18 protein-coding genes are annotated in these 22,200 nt (G+C 60.1%); 14 read left to right on the top strand and 4 right to left on the bottom strand.

The window, feature by feature from the left end; all coding sequences use genetic code 11:
• Positions 1-178: 178 nt before the first annotated feature.
• Positions 179-1,558 carry a hypothetical protein gene (locus IPM54_41220; GenBank protein ID MBK9266198.1) on the bottom strand — a complete coding sequence of 460 codons (1,380 nt, stop codon included), beginning with the start codon at positions 1,556-1,558 and terminating at the stop codon, positions 179-181.
• A gap of 339 nt (positions 1,559-1,897) precedes the next feature.
• Positions 1,898-2,320, bottom strand: a complete 423-nt coding sequence (locus IPM54_41215; protein ID MBK9266197.1) for a tetratricopeptide repeat protein — start codon at positions 2,318-2,320, stop codon at positions 1,898-1,900.
• A gap of 97 nt (positions 2,321-2,417) precedes the next feature.
• Here IPM54_41215 and IPM54_41210 point away from each other — a divergent pair, with 97 nt between their 5' ends.
• From IPM54_41210 to IPM54_41170, 9 genes are all read left to right on the top strand, one after another.
• Positions 2,418-2,840, top strand: coding sequence for a hypothetical protein (locus tag IPM54_41210; GenBank protein ID MBK9266196.1), 423 nt, complete (start codon positions 2,418-2,420; stop codon positions 2,838-2,840).
• Positions 2,841-2,907: 67 nt separating this feature from the next.
• A complete protein-coding gene (locus IPM54_41205; GenBank protein ID MBK9266195.1) occupies positions 2,908-3,255 on the top strand; it encodes a site-specific integrase in 348 nt (115 codons plus the stop codon).
• Positions 3,256-3,319: 64 nt separating this feature from the next.
• On the top strand, positions 3,320-3,499 hold the full coding sequence (locus IPM54_41200) for a hypothetical protein (protein MBK9266194.1): 180 nt from the start codon (positions 3,320-3,322) through the stop codon (positions 3,497-3,499).
• 806 nt (positions 3,500-4,305) lie between these two features.
• Positions 4,306-5,949, top strand: coding sequence for a helix-turn-helix domain-containing protein (locus IPM54_41195; GenBank protein ID MBK9266193.1), 1,644 nt, complete (start codon positions 4,306-4,308; stop codon positions 5,947-5,949).
• Positions 5,950-5,986: 37 nt separating this feature from the next.
• Positions 5,987-6,355 carry a hypothetical protein gene (locus IPM54_41190; GenBank protein ID MBK9266192.1) on the top strand — a complete coding sequence of 123 codons (369 nt, stop codon included), beginning with the start codon at positions 5,987-5,989 and terminating at the stop codon, positions 6,353-6,355.
• Positions 6,356-6,696: 341 nt separating this feature from the next.
• The gene (locus IPM54_41185; GenBank protein MBK9266191.1) at positions 6,697-9,012 is read left to right on the top strand and encodes a VCBS repeat-containing protein; all 2,316 of its coding nucleotides are present in this window, start codon (positions 6,697-6,699) and stop codon (positions 9,010-9,012) included.
• A 50-nt stretch (positions 9,013-9,062) separates the two neighbouring features.
• Entirely contained in the window at positions 9,063-9,491 is a 429-nt protein-coding gene (gene tnpA, locus IPM54_41180; protein MBK9266190.1) for an IS200/IS605 family transposase, read from the top strand.
• Between the two features lie 154 nt (positions 9,492-9,645).
• Positions 9,646-13,827, top strand: coding sequence for a hypothetical protein (locus tag IPM54_41175; protein MBK9266189.1), 4,182 nt, complete (start codon positions 9,646-9,648; stop codon positions 13,825-13,827).
• Positions 13,808-14,431, top strand: a complete 624-nt coding sequence (locus IPM54_41170; GenBank protein ID MBK9266188.1) for a hypothetical protein — start codon at positions 13,808-13,810, stop codon at positions 14,429-14,431. The genes IPM54_41175 and IPM54_41170 overlap by 20 nt, the downstream gene beginning before the upstream one ends.
• On the opposite strand, the gene IPM54_41165 is transcribed toward IPM54_41170, so the two are convergent.
• Positions 14,424-14,633 carry a hypothetical protein gene (locus IPM54_41165; GenBank protein MBK9266187.1) on the bottom strand — a complete coding sequence of 70 codons (210 nt, stop codon included), beginning with the start codon at positions 14,631-14,633 and terminating at the stop codon, positions 14,424-14,426. The genes IPM54_41170 and IPM54_41165 overlap by 8 nt on opposite strands.
• 199 nt (positions 14,634-14,832) lie before the next feature.
• On the opposite strand from IPM54_41165, the gene IPM54_41160 reads away from it, so the two are divergent.
• Entirely contained in the window at positions 14,833-15,198 is a 366-nt protein-coding gene (locus IPM54_41160) for a hypothetical protein (GenBank protein MBK9266186.1), read from the top strand.
• A gap of 297 nt (positions 15,199-15,495) precedes the next feature.
• On the opposite strand, the gene IPM54_41155 is transcribed toward IPM54_41160, so the two are convergent.
• On the bottom strand, positions 15,496-15,828 hold the full coding sequence (locus IPM54_41155; protein ID MBK9266185.1) for a hypothetical protein: 333 nt from the start codon (positions 15,826-15,828) through the stop codon (positions 15,496-15,498).
• Between the two features lie 571 nt (positions 15,829-16,399).
• Here IPM54_41155 and IPM54_41150 point away from each other — a divergent pair.
• The 4 genes from IPM54_41150 to IPM54_41135 are packed head-to-tail and all read left to right on the top strand — an operon-like array spanning position 16,400 to position 22,147.
• Entirely contained in the window at positions 16,400-17,770 is a 1,371-nt protein-coding gene (locus IPM54_41150; protein MBK9266184.1) for a hypothetical protein, read from the top strand.
• Positions 17,767-18,231: a transglutaminase domain-containing protein gene (locus tag IPM54_41145; GenBank protein MBK9266183.1), complete on the top strand. Its 465-nt coding sequence runs from the start codon at positions 17,767-17,769 to the stop codon at positions 18,229-18,231. The genes IPM54_41150 and IPM54_41145 overlap by 4 nt, the downstream gene beginning before the upstream one ends.
• A 30-nt stretch (positions 18,232-18,261) precedes the next feature.
• Positions 18,262-19,032: an AAA family ATPase gene (locus IPM54_41140; GenBank protein MBK9266182.1), complete on the top strand. Its 771-nt coding sequence runs from the start codon at positions 18,262-18,264 to the stop codon at positions 19,030-19,032.
• Positions 19,010-22,147 carry a hypothetical protein gene (locus IPM54_41135; GenBank protein ID MBK9266181.1) on the top strand — a complete coding sequence of 1,046 codons (3,138 nt, stop codon included), beginning with the start codon at positions 19,010-19,012 and terminating at the stop codon, positions 22,145-22,147. The genes IPM54_41140 and IPM54_41135 overlap by 23 nt, the downstream gene beginning before the upstream one ends.
• Positions 22,148-22,200: the final 53 nt, after the last annotated feature.

Here is a 22,200-nt window from a genome sequence, read left to right as displayed (position 1 = left end):
GTAAGCACCCTGCGAGTTCCGACCGCCGGCCGACGTCGTTGAGCCCGTGCGAGTTCCGACCGCCGGCCAGCATGATATTGACCTGCAATCTTCGCACAACCGAGATTGCTGAAATATCCCGATCCGTGTGCATCCCATTGTTGCGACGCAATGGGCATGATCCGCCGTCTGACTGCCTTTACGATATTCCTTTGTCGCGCAGGCCCTTCATCGCACGAATGAAAAGGCTCAGCTCGTTGGAGAGCTTCATCAATCGAGCCCGATCGATGTCCGGCTGGAGCTGAAGATCCACGATATCGGACGCAATCTGGCTCACGTCGTCGATCAGGTTGTTGATGGTCGTCTGATGCACACGAAGGACTTCCTGCTTCAGCGCTTCACGTGCGCGTCTGCTCTCGTTTTCACCTCGGTTCGCTAGGTGCTGTACGCCCTTGTGCACTCCGATGCCGAGTAACACAGCAGCCCCGATTCCGGTGAACATTGACGAGAACCCCAAGACTCCACCGAACCCGAGCGCCGCGAGTCCTGAGGTCATTCCTGCAGCGCTGAGTCCCACGACGCTCCCGCTCAGGTGTACGGCTGCCAGTGGGACACCCACGGCCGGCGCACATGCTACGAGCTGCTTTACCCGCGCCATGAGCACGTCATCAGCAACTTCGCCGCCGAGCACATCTTCATCGAAGTTACACGCATTGACGATGAGCGTTACCTGATCATGCGTAATGCCAAAGCGATACGCAATAAATTGCACAAATGGATCCGAGTACATATCGCTGTTGGGACGAGTTCTCCGGTACACCTGGATCACGTCTTTGAGCAAGGAGAACTGGATAGCCCGTTCGGTCCCCCGCGGCACACCTGCAACCAATCGGTCGAGAACCTGCTCGATGGTACTGGTCGGCGCGCCCATGAATATCCGCACAGCCGCACGCAGGCTTGGAGAGAACTGCAATCGGCTCATCAAGAGCTGGATCTCTTGCATTTCAACGGGGTCGATGATTCCGTCGTTCTGCAAGGCGAGCAAAACAATCGCGAGCACGTAATCGAGCTTTGCTGCGTCCGGCATGTCTTGTACCGGAATAAGGCCGTCCGTGCTATCGACGATACCCTGCTGGACGGCCCTTTGTACCTCAACGAGGAACGGTTGGAGTGCGTCGGGCGGAATCTCATCGGGCGCGATATCGACAGTATTATTCTGCATGTGGACGCGCGTACCCCATTGGCCGGTCTGCACACCTTTCGCATTCGTGAGTGGTTCGCACGATAGATACGTAATGCTAATAAACCGAACGGCGCGCGGCACATCGTTCCGGGGGTGCAGGTACAGCGAGGCGGTGGTGATCAGAAACCCCTCCGATGCGCTGCCGAGCTTGGTCGCGTCGTGCAGCGCGAGCACCGTCTCGGGACGAGCTCCTCCCCCGTAGCTCTTGAGCGCTCCCTGTAACTTCTTTTCGGGGATGTTGGGGGCGACGTAAAGATCCCGTCCACGCGCAAGCAAGGGTGCGAACTGGCGGACGATCGCCGCGAAGGGTGTGCAATGGGAAGGTACCGTGGTCACAACATGATGTTACCTGATGTCTGCAAATCCTCAAGCATATGGGCGAGGCGGCCGCCCGCCCAATGAGACGGTGCTCGCGTCTCGCGGACAAACTCAAGCAGCCCCTTTGGATCGCGAACAAATCACGGTTGGCGGCCCAAATGCTACACCGTCCCGATAGCCAGCACCCGTGGGCTCGCGCTTGCCACGCATCTGCGTCAGGTCGACGAGCTCTCCAACCTGACCGACGACCGTCCGTGGCGCAGCGGCGACAAACTCGGTGCTGGCAAGTTCAGGCGAAGTTGACGCACAGGACGTCAAGCGGCTCGCCATTCGAGACGCACGAAGCAACGATCGCGTCTAGCCCTTTCGGCGCCCTCGCTGCTCCTCGATCGTCGCCAGTCGACGCTCGCACCGCTCCAGCAGCTCCGGTTCGTCACTGTCATCGTCGCGGTGCAAACGAAAAACACGGATCGCCCATTCCGACAATTCCTTTGCGCGCTCGAGGTTGCGTTCCGCCACATGCGCCTCGGCGGCCGTGTCGAGCGACGAACAGAGGAGCTCGCTGTCCGAGCCAAACTCCGCCACGACAATCGCAAGCGCTTCTTCGGCGTACTGCACTGCGTGTGCGAAGTCTCGGCGTTGCAAGGCCAACTCGGCAAGATGCTCGCGTGGCTCGGCCCGCCGTGAATCGTCTGGATCGAAATAAATGTCGGTGAGCGCGCGCATGCGTTGAAACGCCGCTTCTGCACCATCGAAATCGCCGACATCTACGAACGCCACGCCGAGGCCCTCGAATATTTTGACGCGATTGCGGCGCGAGATCCATCCTCGTCGACACGCATTGCATCCAGGTGCAACGCGCGAGTAGCCTGATCGCATGACGCCGCATATCAGACTCTGGGACGCCGAACTTGGGCTCATCATTCGTCATCCAAGCGGCGTGATCTACACGAACCAAACTCGTGGAAATTGTTGCGATCAGCCCGAAATGGAAGGCGTTTTCGTCCCCATAGACGCCGAGCAGACCTGGGAAAAACTCAGTGATTACTTCACGGGGACTAAATATTGCGGAAGTGGAGCCATGCACGGCATTGATGAAGAGGATGCGATGTTCATCGAATCCGTTCTTCGCGATGCGCGCGTCGGCGTCCCGCTCGTCGTCGATCGATCCCGCCTCGAGGCATCACATGAGGCGTGGGTCCACGTGGTCATCGAAGGCGACGGCGATTCCTGGTCCTTGATCTCAGGTTTCGGGCCGTATCCCACCGACGCCGTATTGACGTGGCCGAATTCAGACTAGGCCAGGCGCCGCTCGTCTTGCCGAGGACGTCGCGCGAGCTGCGGTGCATGCGATGCACCCTCGCGCCGTGAACACGCGTCGAGCGTACGCGCGCGAGTGGGAGCGCTGGGAAGCGTACGCGTTCGAGCATGGAGCAAGCGCGTTGCCGGCATCGCCGCTCGTGGTTGCGGCGTACATGGCGCATCTCGACGCGGAGGGACTCGCGCCGAGCTCGCTCGATGTGGCGATGGCGGCGATCGTCGATCGTCATCGAGATGCACGAGTTGCTTTGCCCTCAAACGATCCCGTGGTGCGTGACGTTTTGCGGGGATTCGAGCACGACGCGGTACGCAACCGTCCCGCGGGCTGCAGCGCATGCTGTGCACGCTCGCGCGGTTCATACGCGTCGAGCGCATGCGTGCGAGTGCGCACGTAGGAGTGCGTACGCGTTCGAGCATGGAGCGAGCGCTCTGTCGCCGCCGCTCGAGGTTGCGACGCACATGGCGCACCTCGACGTGGAGCGACTCGCGCCGAGCTCGCTCGATGTGGCGATGGCGGCGATCGTCATCGAGCTGCGCGAATCGCTTTGCCCTCAAACGATTCCGTGGCGCGGACGCTCTTGCGGGCAGTCGAGCAAGCTCTTGCTAGTAGGCTTCGCGGCCGCGCTTCGATGTGCTTGATGCGACGCACATGCGAAGGCACCATCGTCCACGTGGCGCGGAGCACGACGAATCCGCTCCGTTAACCCGCCGACGTGCCCGTGCATGCAGCGCCAGGAGTGCTCTGTCCGGTACGTGCGCTGCGCACATGGCTCGACGCCACGAAGATCGTTGGTGGTCCAATTTTCGACGTGTCGCCCGGACAACGGGCCCGCGGCCTCGATGCCGACGACTCAGCGCGGACGGGCGACTGATAGCGGATCGACAAACCTCATATTGCGAAAACGCGAAAAAATACGAACTCCAACGACGGCCCGCTACTACTGCTTGGCAGTGCACAGTACATCTGTGTGGTTCGTCAGGGCACAAAACAGTCGATGTCAATACAAAGCGCGAGCACGTCACATCAATGTACTGACGAACTCCCTATTACGCATCGCGCTATTCAAAAAAGCCGCGGAATATCCCAAGGCTAAGCATTTCCCCTACTTACCTAACGTAAGCACACAATGCGCGTCAGCGCTTTTTTGGTAAATGCCATTGCAGACGTACCGCAACTCCTGTAATTCGATAGTGCCCTCGGTGCGTAGTCCCGCTCAGTGGGGCTTCGAGCCGCGGAGCGCAACGGGGAACTTGCATGACTACGCGCCGTTGGACGCGAGGAGGGGGAGGCTGATTGCATCGCGCATCGCGATTGCACGATGACGCAAACTCGTAATCGTCGCGGGCTGGATACCGCGGCGAACGTCGATTGAAAAAAGAACCCCGCGCGTCGACCGCTCTCGGAACTGGACAACCCCTGGGCGATCGACGCGCAAGGAGAAACAATGATAGCACACGGAGTCGTCTGTGCGGGAAGTTCTCGCGCGGATCGGGCGAATGGTGTCGTTTTCCCTGCAAAACCGAATACTTGGGACTCGTACAAACGCGTCCCATCGAGCTGGCAGCACGCGTATGTCGAACATTTGTGGTCGATTCGATTGGAGCTGAAACAGCGCGGACTTTTGCTGGCGCTATTGCGGCTTTCGGACCCACACGGACGCGTTTGGTGGGGTCAACCTACGCTTGCGAAGCACGCAGGATGCAGTGAACGCACGCTTCGGCGCCTGCTTCCCGAGCTCGTGAAGGCAGGCCATTTGCGCTCCGAGCCGATGACGTTCAAGTCGCTTCACGCCGCGCAAGCAGCCCTTGGGCTTCCTTTGCCGGACCGCTCGGATGATGGGCGCGCTCCGGATCTCTTGACGTTGCTGGTCGATGGACGACCAGCGATCGAACTTCGGCCCGTACCGCGCCCTCGATCGAAGCGCACGATGCGCGAGGTTGCTCAAGACGAACCCGGCCCGGACGAACCACATCCGGGCGCTACAAAAGCGGTGCCGAGTGGCCAAGTTGACCAGGGAGAGCCTCGGACAACGCCGGCTTGCAGTCCCCTGGACAGAGTGGCCGACGATCTTCTGGATTCTGCTCTTCTTACTAGAAACGTGGGAGTGGATCGGGAGGAAGCTGCCCACACATCTTCGAAAGCCGATGGCGAGGATCGGGAGATCGTTGCACCTCAAAGCGAGTCGCCGCTGCCTTCTGCACTGAACACGCCAACAAAACTCGACGCGTGGCGAGCGCTAAACAGCGCGTACGACACGCATTTCCGCCGCGTCTATCACGCTCGGCCGACGAACAAGTATGTGTCGCGCGACGACGAGCAGACGCTCGCGACGCATCTCGCGGAGCTCTCACGACTGTTCGAGGCACGCTTGCATGAGCATGGCGTGGACGTTGATGCATTCGACGAAAAGCCGGTACAAATGCTCGCCAACGAGGCGCTTCGTACGTGGTTCGACACGCCGGGTGGCAACGGCTTCTTGCGGCGAGTGAGTCATCCGATGAATGCGCTCCGTATGGATTTGCCGTATCGAGTGCGCAAGGCGATGAAAGCGTTACTCGAGAAGTACGCGCCAAAACCCGAGCCAAGGCGGCTATTGGCGCCAGTCGTAGCGCTCGTGAGTCGCACGATGGGCGAGGGCAAGCGTGAGGTTGTGCCGGACAAACCCACGATACCGCTGCGGCGATGGGCTGGTCCGGAACGCCCGCCCGCGTGGCAGATCAAGCACTTGGCATTGCCGCGTCCATCGGAACGTTCTTCTGCCAGTGTTGAAATATCAGCAGAAACGAGGCGCATTCTGGAGGGTTTGTCCGCGCGCTCGGCGCTTTCGGAGTTTGGTGCGCACGTGTCGTTGGCAACCGAACTGCTTGCCCTGGCGCGTGAGCGAGGTGGTGATGCTGAGCGGGTGCTTGGGGTGCTTGATGAAGTGAACGCCATCGTCGCGAGGAAGGGTTTGTCCTCGTCAACGGCCAAGACAAACGCGGTGTTCAAGGCGGCGATCGAAGTATTTGCGCGAGACGGAGGGGGTCATGTCGAGCGAGAGGATCGCGAATCGATCGCGCAGGCGATCGTGGTGGCGCAGTCGGCATAGGAAAGGTTGGTCCAGGACGACCATTCTGCGACTTCGGATGCAGTATGGTGCGCGATTGCCAAACGAGCCGGTATTGATTGCGCTCGAGCGGACGACGGGGGATTCATTGGGGTTGATGCGCGTTCAAATTCCCCATCTTGGCGTGGAGATTCTGGTTTGTCGGCGCGCGGTGCGGTGGCGACGCGTTGCCATTGCAGCTCGCACGCCGGTGGGTCTGCGCGAAGCAGCGGCAGCGTGGGAGAATGCGCAGCGCGAGCGTGGTTTGCGGACGTGGGTATCGGAGCCAGTGGAATCGGGCCGCATTCGTGACCCACGCAAGCTCGAGGCGGTGCTCTGTCGGGCGCTCGTAATGGAGGTCTTGGCTCGGCGTGGGCAAGGTAATCCAGGGAGGCGGTCGGTGAAGTAGGGGTTGTTACTGAACTGTGCTTGCGGCGAGCCGGGGAACTCGCGATCATCAGGCTGTCGGTAATGCTGTCTACCAGACAACACGCGTGCGCCGAGCGCGATGAGCATGGAGGGCGTCCCACGCTGGCGCTGTATTGACGCATCCACCGCCCCACGTGCGGCCTACTCGCCAACCCCATTTACTAAGGGCCGATGGGAGGACAAAACCCGAAACTTTTTTCGAGGGCCGGTCGATTTTTGCAAAACTGGTGATGCAGTTCACGAATGTGCGAACGACGACCAGTCTTTGCAGGCTGACGCGCGCGACTCGTTTTCTCGTATCCTCGGTGCTGGGAGGTTCCCATGCTCAGCGCGATTCGGGGGGTTTGGCTGGCGCTTTTCCCGCTGTGGTTCCTTCTCGTGTGCGTGTTTGCCCAGGGGTGCACGTGCGAGCCTGCGGGGCAAACCCAAGTTGGCCGAGTCATCCCTTGTCGAGCGCAATACGACAACCGCGCCATCTCGCCGCCTTTGAAGTCCAAAACCATTGTGCCCGGAACGATTCCCGTCTCAGTCGCAGTCACCGACTTGGGCGATGCAGTGGCCTCCATGCCCTTGGTCGTTCCGCCCGGCCGGGCGGGTGTCGAGCCGTCGCTGGCCGTCCGCTACAGCAGTAACGGCGGCGATGGCGTGCTTGGCAGGGGATTCTCCATCAGCGGAGCTTCCGCGATCACGCGATGCCCACGCACAATGGCCGTAGACGGCGAAATCCGCGAAGTGGATTACTCTTCCGACGATGCACGGTGCCTCGACGGCAAGCGTTTGGTCATCGTCGCGCAGAACGGGGATTCACGTGAGTACCGCACGTTGCCTGATACACACGTGAGGGTCATCGAGCACTTTGCGACGAGCGACGAATCGTACTTCGAAACCTTTCTGCCATCAGGATGGGTCGTCGAGTACGGAACGACTGCGGGAACGAGGCCGCTCGCACGTAATGGGTTGCCACGAGCATGGCTCGCGACGGAGACACGCGATGCTCGCGGAAACGCAATGACGTACGGGTATTGCTTCGCTGAAAATGACGGCTATGTCGCAGAATACGCGCTTCTGGATATTTGGTATTCAGGATTCGAGGGGATTCAGCCGACACGCGCGGTTTCCTTCGTGTACGGCACGAAGGACCCGGACGACGTACGCGAGATTTTCTCCGCGGGGATGCGCTTTCAAAGCGCGTTACGCCTCGACGAAGTGCAGATGCACGTCGGTGACGAACTCGTGAGGCGGTACGAATTCGGGTTCGAACAGAGCGAAACGACGGGCCGCACGAGGCTCGTGTCGGCCCAAGAATGCGGCGCCGACGGCGCATGCAAACCTCCAACGTGGTTTCAATACGCAAATCTACGTACGGGGTTCGAGCATATCGAAACGCAGATAGCGGCGCCGATGTCGCGCCTTTCGAGCCCGATGCTCGCCGACTTCAACGGCGACGGGCTCGATGATTTGCTTTCGCCGGATACGACGACAGTTTCGACGCCGGACAATCCGATCACAGAATGGCGCATGGCGCGAAACCAAGGAAATGGTTTTGCTGCGCCCAAGGTCGCCTTTTCGCAAGAATGGTCGTTCGTGCAAGACCCGCAAGGACCGGCAGATCCTTCGCAAATCCAGCCTGAGCTCGGTACCGCGAGCGACTTCGATCAGGACGGGCGCATGGACGTGCTCCTGCACGACGTCCATGGCAGCAAAAACAACCATATCGTGCTGCTATCAAAGGCAGACGGGACATTCGACGAGCTCGATACGAATATCAAAAGACCGTTTCCGCTGGGGCCAGCACCAAAGCAACTCCGCGGTGCTGGGGGTTCGGTGCATTTGGCCGACGTCGACGGCGATGGAGTCGGGGACCTGATTCAATGCGAGGATCACGGCGACTCGCTCGATGGAAATCCGAGCCAGCCCGTGTGGAAGCTGCACCCTTGGAGGCCGGGAGGTTTCGCGCCCAACGGTGTGCCCATCGAGCTGCTTGAAGGCTTCGGTTGTGGCGTCGAACTCCGGACGGTCGACGTGAATCGAAACGGCAAGGTCGACCTCGTTTTGCCGGGGATGATCAACATCGGCGGCACTCCAGCCACGCAGACGACGACGTACAGCGCGCTCGAGCGGAACGCGGACGGGACGTGGAACGCGTGGGACACGAAATTGCGCATTCCGCCGAATTCGGGGCGGGTGATTTTCGCAGACGTCAATGGCGATGGATTGCCCGATGCTGTGAGCTCTGGCGCTGCCGACGGTCGTTTGCATACGTGGACGAATACGGGCAAGGGTTTTGTGGAAAAACCCGCGGACGCTCTGAAATGGGACGGCTTCTTGCCGCAAGACGCGTATGTCCATTTGTCCGCGCCGCTCGACTGGGACGGCGATGGTCGCACGGACCTCTTGCTGCCGATGATAGACGGCACGAGCCCCGATGTCCCTAGGTGGGTGATTCTGCGCGCGACCGGTGGCGCTAACGGGTTCACCTTCGAGCACATCGACGCAGGAGTTCCTTTCGAAGCCGTGCTTGGCGATGCCGTTACGCTCGCGGACCCCCGCGGGCCTCGCATCGGTGACGTTAATAATATAGGAAATCCCCGGCTTTGCCGGGGAGGCAGCCGAAGTTTGACATTTCCGGGAATCTGAAGGCGGTATCCCCTTCGTGAGCCGCTCAAAGCATCACGAAAGGGACACCAATGGACGAATACCAAAGTCTAAACCATACGAAGTGGGAGTGCAAGTACCACGTCGTGTTCATTCCGAAATGCCGGCGAAAGGTGCTCTACGGCGAGCTTCGTCGCCACCTCGGCCCAATTTTCCGGGAGCTTACGAAGCAGAAGGAGAGTGAGGTTGAGGAGGGGCATCTGATGCCGGACCATGTGCACATGCTGCTATCGATTCCGCCGAAGTATTCGGTAGCGCAGGTGGTGGGCTACATGAAGGGCAAAAGCGCGATTCATATCGCTCGGACGTTCCTCGAGCGAAAGCGCAATTTTGTGGGCCAGCACTTCTGGGCACGAGGATACTTCGTCTCGACCGTAGGACGAGACGAAGCCGTGATTCGCGAATATATTCGGAACCAGGAGGCAGAAGACCGACGGATTGAGCAACTTCGGCTCCTGTAGAATCGAGCGCCACCTTCAGGTGGCACAAAGCCGCTCGTGAGCGGCACATAAACCAGCCGCTTTGAGCGGCTCACGCTCCAAAACCCCCCGGCTTTGCCGGGGGATTCTTAGTGGCGACGGCGCGCCTGACGTCGTGGTGTTTCTCGGAAATGAAATGCACGTTTTTCGGAATCGAGCGTCGGACCCCGACCTGCTTACCGCCATTTCCGATGGCCTGAACGAGCACGAGCCGGAAGATCCGAGCTTCGTCCCGAGCGTTTCGATTTCGTACGGCCACTTGATTGACGAGTGGAAAACGAACGGTGAGCTTGCGAATGATCCGAAAAAAGAATCGTATTTGTATTTATCGCAGACCGACGCGAGCAACGGCTGCGAATACCCGCGGCGATGCGCGGTAGGGCCTCGTCGCGTCGTTCGCGAATACGCGATGAACGACGGTCAAGGCGGCGTGCGGCGGTTTGGCGTGCGGTATCGAGACGGTCGGTATGATCGCCGCGGTCATGGTTTTCTTGGCTTTGGCGAGCGAATCGTAACGGACCTCGATACGGGCGCAGCAACGGCGACCTTTTACGATAACGCGACGCTCGTCAACGTCGGTGAGCGTGACGTGTATCCATTTGCCGGACAGGCGCATCGTCGATGGCGCTGGGCGCCAGCATTGCCGAACGAGCCCAAGCAAAACCGCGTCGAGCTTGCATTTGCTGATTCCACGGTCGACATCGTACCGACGAGCGACGGGCGTACGTATTTCACGCTGCCCACGAAGCGCCGCACGCGGCGCATGCAGGGAACGTTTTCATCGGGAGTGCTCGAAACGTGGGTGGCCAATGTTGCGCAAAATGAAAACGCGGCGATGCTCCGCGACACCACTGTTGACGTGCTAGACTATGATCCATTTGGTAACGTCCTCGAGCTCGACGTATCGACCGTCGACGTCGATCTGACGTTGCACATCACGCGCACCGTAAAGAATGACACTGCTCGATGGATTCTCGGGCAAGTGCAATCGCAGACGGAGTGCAGCAAAACGAGCCTCCTGCCAGAACAGTGTCGCTTGTTTTCGCGCACCACGAACGAGTTTGGCGAAGTTGAAAAGGAATCGACGTCTAGCAACGAAAACATCCTGGATACGAAGCTCAACCTGGTCTATGGGCGCGACAAATTCGGCAACATCACAAGTGTAACGGCGGACGATGCATTCGGGCATCATCGCACGTCGACGGCCATTTTCGATGGCGAAGGCATTTTCCCGGTCAAGCACATCAATGCGCTCGGTCACGAAATACAGGATGAATATGATCCGGCTCTCGGCGTGCTGAAAAAGCAAATCGATCCGAACAAGCTGGTAACGGAATGGGAATACGACAGCCTTGGTCGTGAAACGCTCGAAAAACGCCCCGATGGGTCGCAAACGAAGACGTCATTGACGCGCGAAAAGGTTGACGGCAAATGGCGCATGAAGCAGCGAATCACCACGACGGGCGGCGCAGATGACGAAACCGTCTTCGATGGCTTGGGTAGGCCGATGCGCTCGTTTTCGCACGGTCCCGAGCCCAGTGGTCAAAAGGCGCCACGACGCATGCAAGTGCTCGCGTACGACCGATTGAGCGGTCAAGTAGCGAAGCGCTCGGTGCCGATTGCGGAAGGAACGCCGGACGCGCAACTGCTTTTCGACGAGTACGACTTCGACGCGCTTGGTCGCGAGATTCGGCACACGACGCCATGGCAAGCGGTAACCACGACAACCTATGACGGGTTGGTCGTCGATTTGGCGGATCTGACGCAGGTTCCGCCGCGGCACACGGTGACGGAGCTCGACGAGCTCGGGCGGCCGACGACCATTACCGACGCGGCGAAGGGCAAAACCCGGTACACCTACGGCCCGTTCGACATGCTGCACACCGTCACGGATCCCGGTGGTGCCGTGACGAAATGGACGCGCGACGCTTTCGGACGCCCGCGGAGCATCGAGGACCCCGATCGCGGCACGACGCAGCTCGTGCACGACGGCTTCGGCGAGCTGCTCACGTCGATCGATGCGCTCGGCCGCGAGATCACCTTCGGCATCGATGCACTCGGCCGCATCGAAACGCGCACGGACAAACTTGGGGCGCAAGTCCTCACGACGACGTGGGAGTGGGACAAGGCGCCGAACGGCATCGGAAAACTGCGCAAATTGACCAGTCCTGACGGCATAAAATCGTTCACCTACACGGAGCGCGGGCAGCTCGAGGGGATGGCGCTGATAGTTGGCGGCGAGTCATTCGCGGCGCAGCGGTCGTATGATGAAGTCGGCCGTTTGAAGTCTATCGATTACCCGCAGCCGCTCGGGGAAGAGCCGTTCGGCATAATGTATGATTATGACGAACATGGTTTTTCCATTGGCGTACGCGAGAAACAAACAGAAAGTCCGTTCTGGGAACTGAAAGAGGTCGACGACGCGGGACGATACCAGAAGGAACGGTTCGGCAATGATGTCGAGACCACGCGAAGCTATTACAACGGCAAACAGGTGCTCGAAAGCATCTCGACGACGCTTGGCCCCACGAACATCCAAAAGCTCACGTACGACTGGGATGCACGGCTCCATCTGAAGAGCCGCACGGATGCACTTCAGCCGCAAAACAAGACGGAGCGGTTCCAATACGACGAGCTCGACCGCGTGACGTGTGCGTACTTCGGCGCGGTCGAGAATTCGAATGCGCCGTGCGTCACGTCGTATGATTATGCCCCAAATGGGAATTTGACGGCGAAGTCCGACGTGGGGGCATTGGCGTATACCGATCCAAAACATCCGCACGCGGTCACGAATGCGGGGGGATTTCATCAATACGACGATGTTGGTAATCAGATCAAACGACCTGGTGGGGTGAGTATCACCTACACGCCCTTCGATTTGCCGAAGACCATCACGCAAGGCGCGAAAACGGTCTTGTTCGGGTACGATGGCGACGAGCAACGCATTCGCAAGACGACACAGGCCGCGGAAACGCTCTACTTCGGCGACATCTTCGAGCAGGTCACGAGCTCCGCCGGCGTCGTCGAACGTCGGTATTACGTGCATTCGCCGGAGCGGGCGATCGCTGTGGTGACACGTGGAGGAGCAGAGCCAGGAACCCGTTATTTGCACGTCGATCACTTGGGCTCTGTCGACGTCATTACGAAGGAAAATGGCACAGTCGATGAGCGGCGAAGCCACGACGCGTTTGGGGCCCGAAGAAATCCGATATGGGGAGGGCCTTCGATTGCATTCACGAGCCGCACGACACGCGGATACACGGGGCACGAGGAAGACGCGGAATTTGGCCTCGTGAACATGAAAGGCAGGATCTTCGACCCGCGCGTCGGTAGGTTCATGACGACGGATCCAGTCATTGCGGACATTTGGAACGGGCAAAGCCTCAATCGATACGCATACGTCCTCAATAACCCGCTTGCATTCGTGGATCCTACGGGATTTTTTGGTGAGGGGGTCGTCAGCCAGCCGGGATATCCGGACATACCATTGCCGGACGATCACATTGAGCCGAGCGAGGATTTTCGGGCTGGTCAGCAGGTGCAGCGGCTGCTCGCGCACGAGATCGAGCCCGGCGGCGTGGGGGCATCGGCGCCCACTTCGGACGTGGATACGACGGGAAATGGCGGCAGCACTCTGCCACGAGAGACATCGAAGCCCGAGGGGTTCGCACCGTCGCCGGTCGCGAAATTCCTCATTGGAGCGGGTGAACGAGCGGTCGATATCGTGCCAGAGCTCGCATGGGGTCTCATCCTCAGCAATGCAACACCGTCATCATCCGGGGCACTTGCACCGCCCGGCAGCGCGAACCTCGATGGCGCTGGCGAACGCGTGATCGATGCCGTCAATGGCGGCAACCCGCTTTATGCGGCCGGCGTTGAGGTCGTCGACGGTATCCATGCGTACGACCGTGGCGACTTCGAAGGGCTCGGCCAAGCGACGGTAGGACTCGGAGTGACCGTCGTGATGACGGTCGTGACGTTGAGGGCGGGAGTGGGGAAGGGGGCGAAAACGACGAGGGGGCCGCCTGGCACGGCGGCTGAAGGGAAGGTATATCGTGTCGACGGCAGCAAAACGGCGAGCGGAAAGCCATACATTGGACGCACGAGGCAATCGAGTCCCGAGGCGAGAGGTGGTCGAGACGGTCGAGACCGTAGTGGAGCGCAGGTAGTAGATAAGTATGACGCCTCAGATAGCGTCGCAGGCCGGCGAGCGGAGCAGCGAGCTATCAATCGAGAGGGCGGCGTCGGCGAACTCGATAACCGGCGGAATGAGATCCGGCCGGGAAAGTGGGAAGTACATGGCATCGATCCACCCTAAAGCAGCTCCGGACGCCAAAATCGTTGAGTTCTGGCGGTGGTTTCAAACCATCGCCAATGATCTCGCCGCCAACTTCGAAAACGAGCGGCTGCTAGTGGAGCTCGACGAGCGCGTTTCGGAACTGGGAGACGTGTTGTGGGAGCTCGGTCCTGGTAAGACGGAAGAGAATGCGCTGGTCATAACTCCCGATGGCTCGAAGGACTGGCTTCCGGTCACTCAGCACATTGTTGAGCTGGCTCCGAGAATTGCGGGTTGGGAGTTCCAAAGCGCGCGACTGCCACGTGACTGGGATATGCAGTTTTCGATCGAGAGTGCTGGCGGTACGCATCTCGATATCGATGCTCGTCCATGGCGGTATGTTCTGTTCAAGTATCCAGACGATACGTTCGATATCGTGCTCGAGCAGAACAATCTTCACTCGGTCAGCGATGACGATCGATACGCAGCGGCTGTCGTTCTTCTCGATGGTACACTCGGGGAAAGAAGGCGGTTAGCGCTGTTGGGTGGAATCGAGGCTGTGGAGACCTTTTCGGCCGACCTCGCTCGCAAGGCGAATCCAATGCACCACCTCGTCCAACATCTCGATTCCCTGGAACTTAACTGAACACGATGGGTGCCCCAATGCGCTCGATGATGCAGCCGTGCTTTGCATGATCCCCGTTATCGATGTACGTCACGGCACGCGCACACGTACATCCGTACGTCAACCTTGGTCCTCGAATACCTCGCGGCAGCGGCTCGATGAGCAACGGCCTGGTGAAACGCGGTGGCTCGACCGGTCGTGCGGTGCTCACATCGATGTACATGGCGCATCTCGATGCGGAGTGACTTGTGCGGAGCTCGCTTGATGAAGGGTTGATGGAGGCGATTGTCGATCGACGCCGAGCTGCGCGAGTTGCTTTGTTCTCAAACGATCCCGCGGTACGCGACGTTCTTGCGGGGATCGAGCACGACGCGGACGCGAATCGGAGCGACGGCGCGCTGTAGCCGACGGATCTTCACGCGATGATCGAAGCGCTTCCGGTGGGCTTGCTCGTAGCATTCGTGGCAGCGTTTCGACGCGCAAGGCTCGTGGCGCTCGATGTCGCGCACATCGCGTGGCATCGCGAAGGCATCACCGTCCACCGAGCGCGTAGCACCACGGATCAGCTCCGCGAACGTGCCAACGTGCCCGTGCGTGCAGCGCCAGGAGTGCTCTGTCCGGTTCGTGCGTTGCGCACATGGCTCGACACCACGAAGATCGTTGGTGGTCAAACCATTCGAACTATCGATCGGTGGGGTCGTACCGGGACAAACGGGCTGACGAGCCGAGCAGTCGCACTCATCGTGAACAAGGCAGCCAAGCGCGCGGGCCTCGGGCCGTATTCGTGACCCACGAAAGCTCGAGGCGGTGCTCTGTCGAGCGCTCGTAATGGAGGTCTTGGGTCGGCGTGGGCAAGGCAATCCGGGGAGGCGGTCGGGGACGTAGAAAAATTCACCAAGCTGCGGTTAGGGCCAGCTAGAAATCTCGCGATCTTATGGCGCCCGGTAAGGAAACATTACCGGGCGTGAGATCGAGTGCGGATGGGGAAGGTCGATCCCGAGGGCATGCCGCGACCATCGAGCGCTGGCGTCTCGGTTCGGTGCGCAAAAATGGGTTGTCGAAAAATACCGATAGTGGTGGGTCGTTCACTTCGGCAGCGAATTCGTCCCCGGCTTCGATGACGAAGCGGGCCGCGAAAGTGGCCTTGCAGGCGACGAGCGCCTCGTTGCCGGCCCATCGACTGCATTCTTCGCATGCAATCGGCTATTCGACGATGGAACCTGACGCGGACTGTCTACCGCAATCACTTCCTCACCTGAAAGTCGCTCGATAGCTTTCTCAATCCAGCCCGGCGTAGCCAAGGCATACCGCACCGCCTCGTTGACGATGGCGCTACGTTGCCCGTTGTCCTGGTCGACGTAATTGCACAGCTTGTCGAAGACGTGTGCGTCGAAAACCACGGACGTAATGAACACCATGCGTCCATCCTTGCGTACCTTCGATCGCCTTCTAATCCACGCCTGCATCGTGTTCCCCTCCGTGTATCCGCGTTGAAGTGAAGTCGTTGGCAAGAGCCATGTGTCCGGCGCACGATAAACGAAGCCGTGCGCCAAGGTCCACTAACAGGCCACAATTTTTGGAGCGGACCCTCCTATGCGGGATCAGTGGCCTTCCATGGTGGCGGCAGTGGCTCGGGGTGGCTCGACAGTGGACAAGTCCGGAGCTTTTGTGCACGTGGTGAGTTATTCCGGCAGCAAGAAATCGACGCGGCGAGCGGCGCTCGGATGTGATGCTGTGCGATGGATTCCAACATGACGCCGTGGTACACGAGTGGCCAGATTCAAGTGGCTCACAAGACGCAAAAAGTGGCTCGAAGAGTGGACCTCAATGGACTCTGGTATCGGTATATTCGGCCATAATACGTATTACGTACGCACGTGCATACGTAATACGTGCTCGCACAATACATATTTCATAACACGTATAAAACCCCGTAGTCGATGCCGATTGCCTCTTGGCAGAATCGAATGCGCGATCCATTGTCGCGACATGCTCGATTCCGCGACGCATTCCGCCCCCGATTCCGAAGCCGCTGCTGAAGATCATGGAGGCCATCCTTTATTCCCTCGCCCGGATACCGAGACCGGCCGCGACCCGCGCAAGTTCGATCTGATCCAAATCATTCGGTACAACCGCGACGGAACCAGAGAAATCTGTCCGAGGACGTGGAAAGGATCCGAGCTGCGATCGTGGCAGCAGATTCTCGACGAATACGGAGGTGATTGCAGCTACCAGCTTGCGGCCCAATGTGGAACGACGCACCGGTATACGGCGTGGTCGGAAAAATGGTTTTTCGCGAGCCCTCCACGCAAACCATTTGGAAATGGCCCAATCGGTGGTTCGGCGCGACAAGAATCACCGCCCCAGTATCAGCCGCAGAGCACCTCGAGCGACGTGCTCGTCCAGATGAACCTCGCACTGCTCAAGTTGATCATGGACAGGCGCGAAGTCCCACAGCCAAACCCTGTCGAAATGCTTCGGGAAGCAGCCGCGCTTTTGAATGGCGGAAACCGAGCACCGAATCCGCTGGAGATTGTCAAAGAAATCCTGCCGATGATCAACAGCGGCGAACGAACGTCGCGCACGTTGATGCAGGGAATCGAGCTTGCGCGAGAGCTCTACAAGAATAACCAAACCACGGCTACCTCCGCACCGGCGCGATCGAATAGCGACGACATTGGCGACATCATGAACATGGTCAAGATGATTACAGCGGTGCGTCCCGCTGCGCCACCAGCGCCCGCGCCTGCCGCTGCACCATCTCCGGCCCCAGCGCCGCCGCAACAAAATGCATTCGCTCCACCCTGCGCGCCGCCGCCTGGTTATGGGTGGATGTTTACGCAGCAAGGGTGGGTCGCCTTTCCCATTGCAATGCCGGCCCATCCGGCCCCATCAGCATATCGACCTGCCCCCATGCCTGCGCCAGCTCCCGCCCCTCGGCCAGCCGATGACGACGCCTGGCTACGCGCCATGCTCGCCCATCCCGAGACGCGCGCGAAGCTCCAGTCCATCCTTGCCGCTACGTCGGCCCCTGTGCCAGCGCCAACGCCGCCAGCGCCCGTCGTGGCGCCGCCGGTTCCTGCGCCCGTTCAGGCGGCCGTCCAGGCGCCCGTGATGGCGTCCGCGGTCCCTGCACCTGCTCCAGCGACCTCGGCCGTTGCGGCGCCGCCGCCCGAACAAGCGGCAGGGGACGCATTCACGATTCCGCCCGACGTGCCGCTCGACGACGAATTGCGCGCAATGCTCGCCGAGCCCGAGTTTCAATCGCTCGCGTCGTCGCTCGTTCCGCCAGAAGCGCAAGGTGCGTTTGCTCAGTTAGTCCAGCAAAACGCACTGCAATTACGAGGGGCGGAGGAATGACCGTGCTGCGTGTCCAAGTCGTCGATTTTCCTACGGGATTGGCGAAAGCCCAATACATGAAACGCGCGAGCGCCGAAGACGTCGTGCTCGATGCGGTTCAACGTTGGGCCAGCGTATTCCGCCAATTGCCGTACGACGACCGAGCGCCAGCCATACTCAAATTTTGCCAATACGCGCTCGAATACGTGCGCGATCCGAAACGCGAAGTGCTCGAAGATTCATCGGTGACGTTGAAGCGAGGTTTTGGAGATTGCGATGCAAAATCAAGAGTGTTCATTGCCTTGTGCCTCGCGTGCGACGTGCCCGCGCGAAGTTATCCCGTCAGGCCCGAAGCGGATTTTCCGCACGTGCTCGCGGAAGTGTTTTGGCGTGGAGCGTGGCATCGAGCGGACCCGACGATTTTGAATTCCGAAATCGGTCGCATTCCGCCAGGAACGATGGCCGTGACCAACTATCGGTAATCGAGAGCTATTGGACGAAGGGGGAAGGAAATGTCCAGAGCAGCACCGCTTTTATTATCCAAAGAATTGCGCTGCGCCGTATGTCATCGGCATCGCCGGCCCGCGAGCGGCGGGTTTTGTACGTGCGGCGCATCGGTATGGGAACCACAGCCGCTCCAACCGCGTCCTGGGATTCGATTCGAAACGCTCGAAGGAGGTCAGTCGTTACGCCCGCGGCAATATCGGGCGATCCTATCGGAAGCGCTCGGAGGTGTCGTGCTGGGGTCGAAAATCCTCGTTGGAGGAAGGCCAGGCGCGGGGAAGTCGACATTCGCCGCGGAGCTTGCCGCGGAAATGGCCGAAAAACTCAACGCCGTCGCGTTTTGGCTGGATGCCGAGCAAAACACGGAGCTCGTGCGCGAATTGTTCCCGCGGACCAATTCGTCGGTCGATCGAATCGTGCGCGTATCCAAGACGAACGGCGCCGGATGGCGCGAAGCATTTGCGAGCGTGCCCGATGATGCGGCGCTCGTGGTCATCGATTCGCTTCAGCGCTGGGCTCCGCAATATCGCGAGCAAACCGCATTGCTCGAGGCGCTCGTCAACGTGCGACCAACATCGATCGTGATTTCGCATTTCAACAAGGCCGGCCGATTCGCTGGGCCGGTGGGCAATGAATACGACGTCGACGCGACGGTCATCGTCTCGGAAAAACGCGTCGACGTCACGAAATGCAGGTGGAGCCGTTGTCCACGCGGCGTCAAGCGACCGGGTGAAACGGGAGGAAAGGAAGAAGCTCATGAAAGCTCTAGTGATGAATGACGAATTGGGTATGTCGAACGAAAACGAAACCGCAATGGTCGCTCCGGACGCACCGAACGAAGAAACGGGGGACTTTTTCGGCTCTCTCGCTTCGTTTTTCGGCGGGCAAGGTGCTGCGGGGGACGGAAGTCTCGGCCAAACCTTGGGAAGTCTGGGCGGTGCTGCAATCGGAACGGCCATTGGCGGGCCTGCTGGAACCGCAATCGGTGGCGCTCTCGGAAAAGCAGGGGGCAATTTGGCAGAAAGCCTGATTCGCAATGCGACCAAGCCGAAACCGAAGCGCACCAAGCAGCTCAATCGGCGAGAGCGGAAGATCTTGGCGGATGGCGCAGCGGCTACACAACGAACAGGGGACAAAGCGTACGCCGAAGAAGCGCGACTGCGCGTGTACAATCCCGTGGAATATCGCAAACGGCGTAACGCGGGCAAACTCCCCACGCAACTTTCCGCGGCTGCGCGGAGAGCTCGGACGTCATCGACTCCACCGCCGGCATTGGAGCGACCCACTTCGCCGCCCGAAGCTGCGCCGGTAGCACCACCGCGGCCGCGATTTCAGTTTTCCAAGGAGGAGGTCGAGGCAGCTCGAGAGCGTGCGGAGCAAACTCCTACGGAAACGGCGCCGAAGACGTACGTTTTGCCACCGACGCAGGCGTTTCCGATTCCATTTGGCCCGTTTTCGGGCATCGGACCATCGGAAGCCGAAGTGGCGCTTGCTCGAGACGAAGAGCGCGAATACAACGATACGGCAGCTCCTGAAGCTCGGCCGACGCCGCGGCGGCATCTATCGGTCGTGCCGATTCCCGACGCCGTGTTGCAAAAAATCAAGGCGGATTTGCCGATTTTGAACTCGCTCGACGCGCGATTTTTGCGTATGGCCACAGGCGCAACGCCGGGTGCACGCGACGTTTCTGGGGTCGATGCGACGACGGGGCAATACATTGCCGTACCCGGAGAAACGGCGCAAGGCATTACGAAGAAATTGACCGGACAACATGAACGCACAGCCGAATTACTTGCGGCAAACCCGGCACATCAGCCTGGGATTCTCGCATGGAACATTCCGCCGGGGTGGTTGATGTACGACCGCGATACGGGAGCGGTCATTACAAAACGCTCGTACATCGTGAAGAAAGACGATACGCCGTACAAGATTGCGCAAATGATGGGAGCGTTCTCGCGCCCGAAATGGTGGGCCGAGCTCCGAGCGGCAAACCCGCACAAGACGGTGACGAATGGCAATTGGACGTCACTGTATCCAAACGAGGAAATCGGTATTCCGGATGAATGGCCGGAACATCCGCTAGCGAAACCGGTGAATCCGACGGCGCCGCCGGTGCCCGGATTTCCTGGACCAGCGCAGAATTCAACAATGGATATAGGGGTCGTCGCGAATACGCAGATTCTCGTGGCGGCGTGGGCGCGGAAGTATTCGGTGTGCGATCCGCTCGATTTTGGATTGCAGCCGTCGGACTTTTCGGGGCTCGTGGATGCACGCACGCAAAGGGCGCTCGTGTCGTTCCAACTTTGGTGGAACAAATGGAATCCCACGCGGGCGCTGCGTACGGATGGAACCATCGATGCTGCCACGCAAAATGCATTGAAAGAAGCGGTCTTTTCGCAGGTTCCGGCGTACGGAGGCCAACCGCCGCAGCCCGTGCCACAGCCAGCTCCACAACCCGCGCCGCAGCCGGCTCCGCAACCGGTTCCGCAGCCCGCTCCTCAAGCGTCGCCATTGCCGTGGCCGGTGGCGGCTGGAAAACCGGGAATGGTCATTGTCACGAGCCCCATTGGACAACTCGAACTCCCCGCGAAGCCGGGCACGAAACCTGGAACGGTATCGATTCTCGTGCCGGGTTATGGGCAGCTCGATAATGTCCCCGTTTCGGGAACGTTCCAGCCGGCACCACAACCGGCGCCGCAGCCTGCGCCGCAACCGGCGCCGCAGCCTGCTCCACAAGCGCCGCGAGGTATCGATGGATCGGCATTTCCGTTTCCCGTTTCGCCTGGGAGCAGGCCGGGTACGGTAAGTGTTTTGACGCCCGCGGGGGCCATTGAATTGCCCGCCGAACCCGGGACGAAACCGGGCACGGTGGCGATTACCGTGCCGGGGCTCGGACGCGTGGACAATGTGACCGTGTCGGGATCGACCCAACCGACGCCTCCGCAATTCCCGATTCCACAACCGATGCCCCAACCAGCGCCGTCGGCCTTCGCAGCCCGCGCCGTCATGGCCGTCATTTCCACTTCCGTGGTCGCAACCGGCTCCGCAGCCCGCGCCGCAACCAGCCCCGCAACCAGCACCGTCATGGCCGTCATTTCCACTTCCGTGGCCGCAACCTGCTCCACAGCCGGCGCCCCAGCCGGCTCCGCAGCCGCCCGCAAACAACAAGCAAACGAAGGTCAAGGTCGATGTGCCAGGGTTTGGCCCGGTCGAAGTCAACGTCGAGCCGGGATCGAAACCTGGAACAGTGATCGTCGATGCTCCTATCATTGGGAAACGCGAAATTCCCATTCGTGCAGGTTCGACGCCGGGCACCGTTGCGGTCGATGTGCCCGTATTTGGGACCATCGACAATATCCCGCTGCCGGAAAACATTCCCCCGCCGCCGGCAGCTCGAGCGCCCGCGCCGGCTCCGCCAGAGCAACCGGCCGCACCGGTGGATCCGCTACAATACCCGCTCGATGCGCACATGTCCGAGCAGGACAAACAGACCGTGCGCAATATGATGCAGACGACCGAGGATCCGGGGCACCTCGATATGGCCGCAGCGTTTTACGAGGGAATGGGGTATCCGCTGGCCGCAGCAGCATTACGCGCAGCCGCGAACAACATTCGCGCGACAAAAATGCCGCCGCTCCCGTCGTACACGCTCGATGCGAATTTGCCCGCGGACGCTCGCGAGTTGGTCGACTACACCATGAAAAACGCTCGCGACGCGGATACCGTCGATTACATGGCGCAATCGTTCGCGCAGCAAGGATATCCGCTCACGGCGAAAGCGTTGGCAGATCGGGCGGCCGCATTGCGGAATTTTCCGTACAGCGGCCCCGAGTATCCTCCGGCGCCGTTACCAATGCCGAATATGCCCGCGCCCGCGCCGCAGCCTGCAAGTGAGGGCGGATCGAGCGACGTGCTGCCGCTGTTGGGCATTCTTGGCGCGTTTCATT

The organism is Polyangiaceae bacterium (assembly GCA_016715885.1).
Classification (GTDB): domain Bacteria; phylum Myxococcota_A; class Polyangia; order Polyangiales; family Polyangiaceae; genus Polyangium.
The sequence above is the reverse complement of the archived record's forward strand: the minus strand, read 5'-3'. Positions and strand labels throughout refer to the sequence as shown.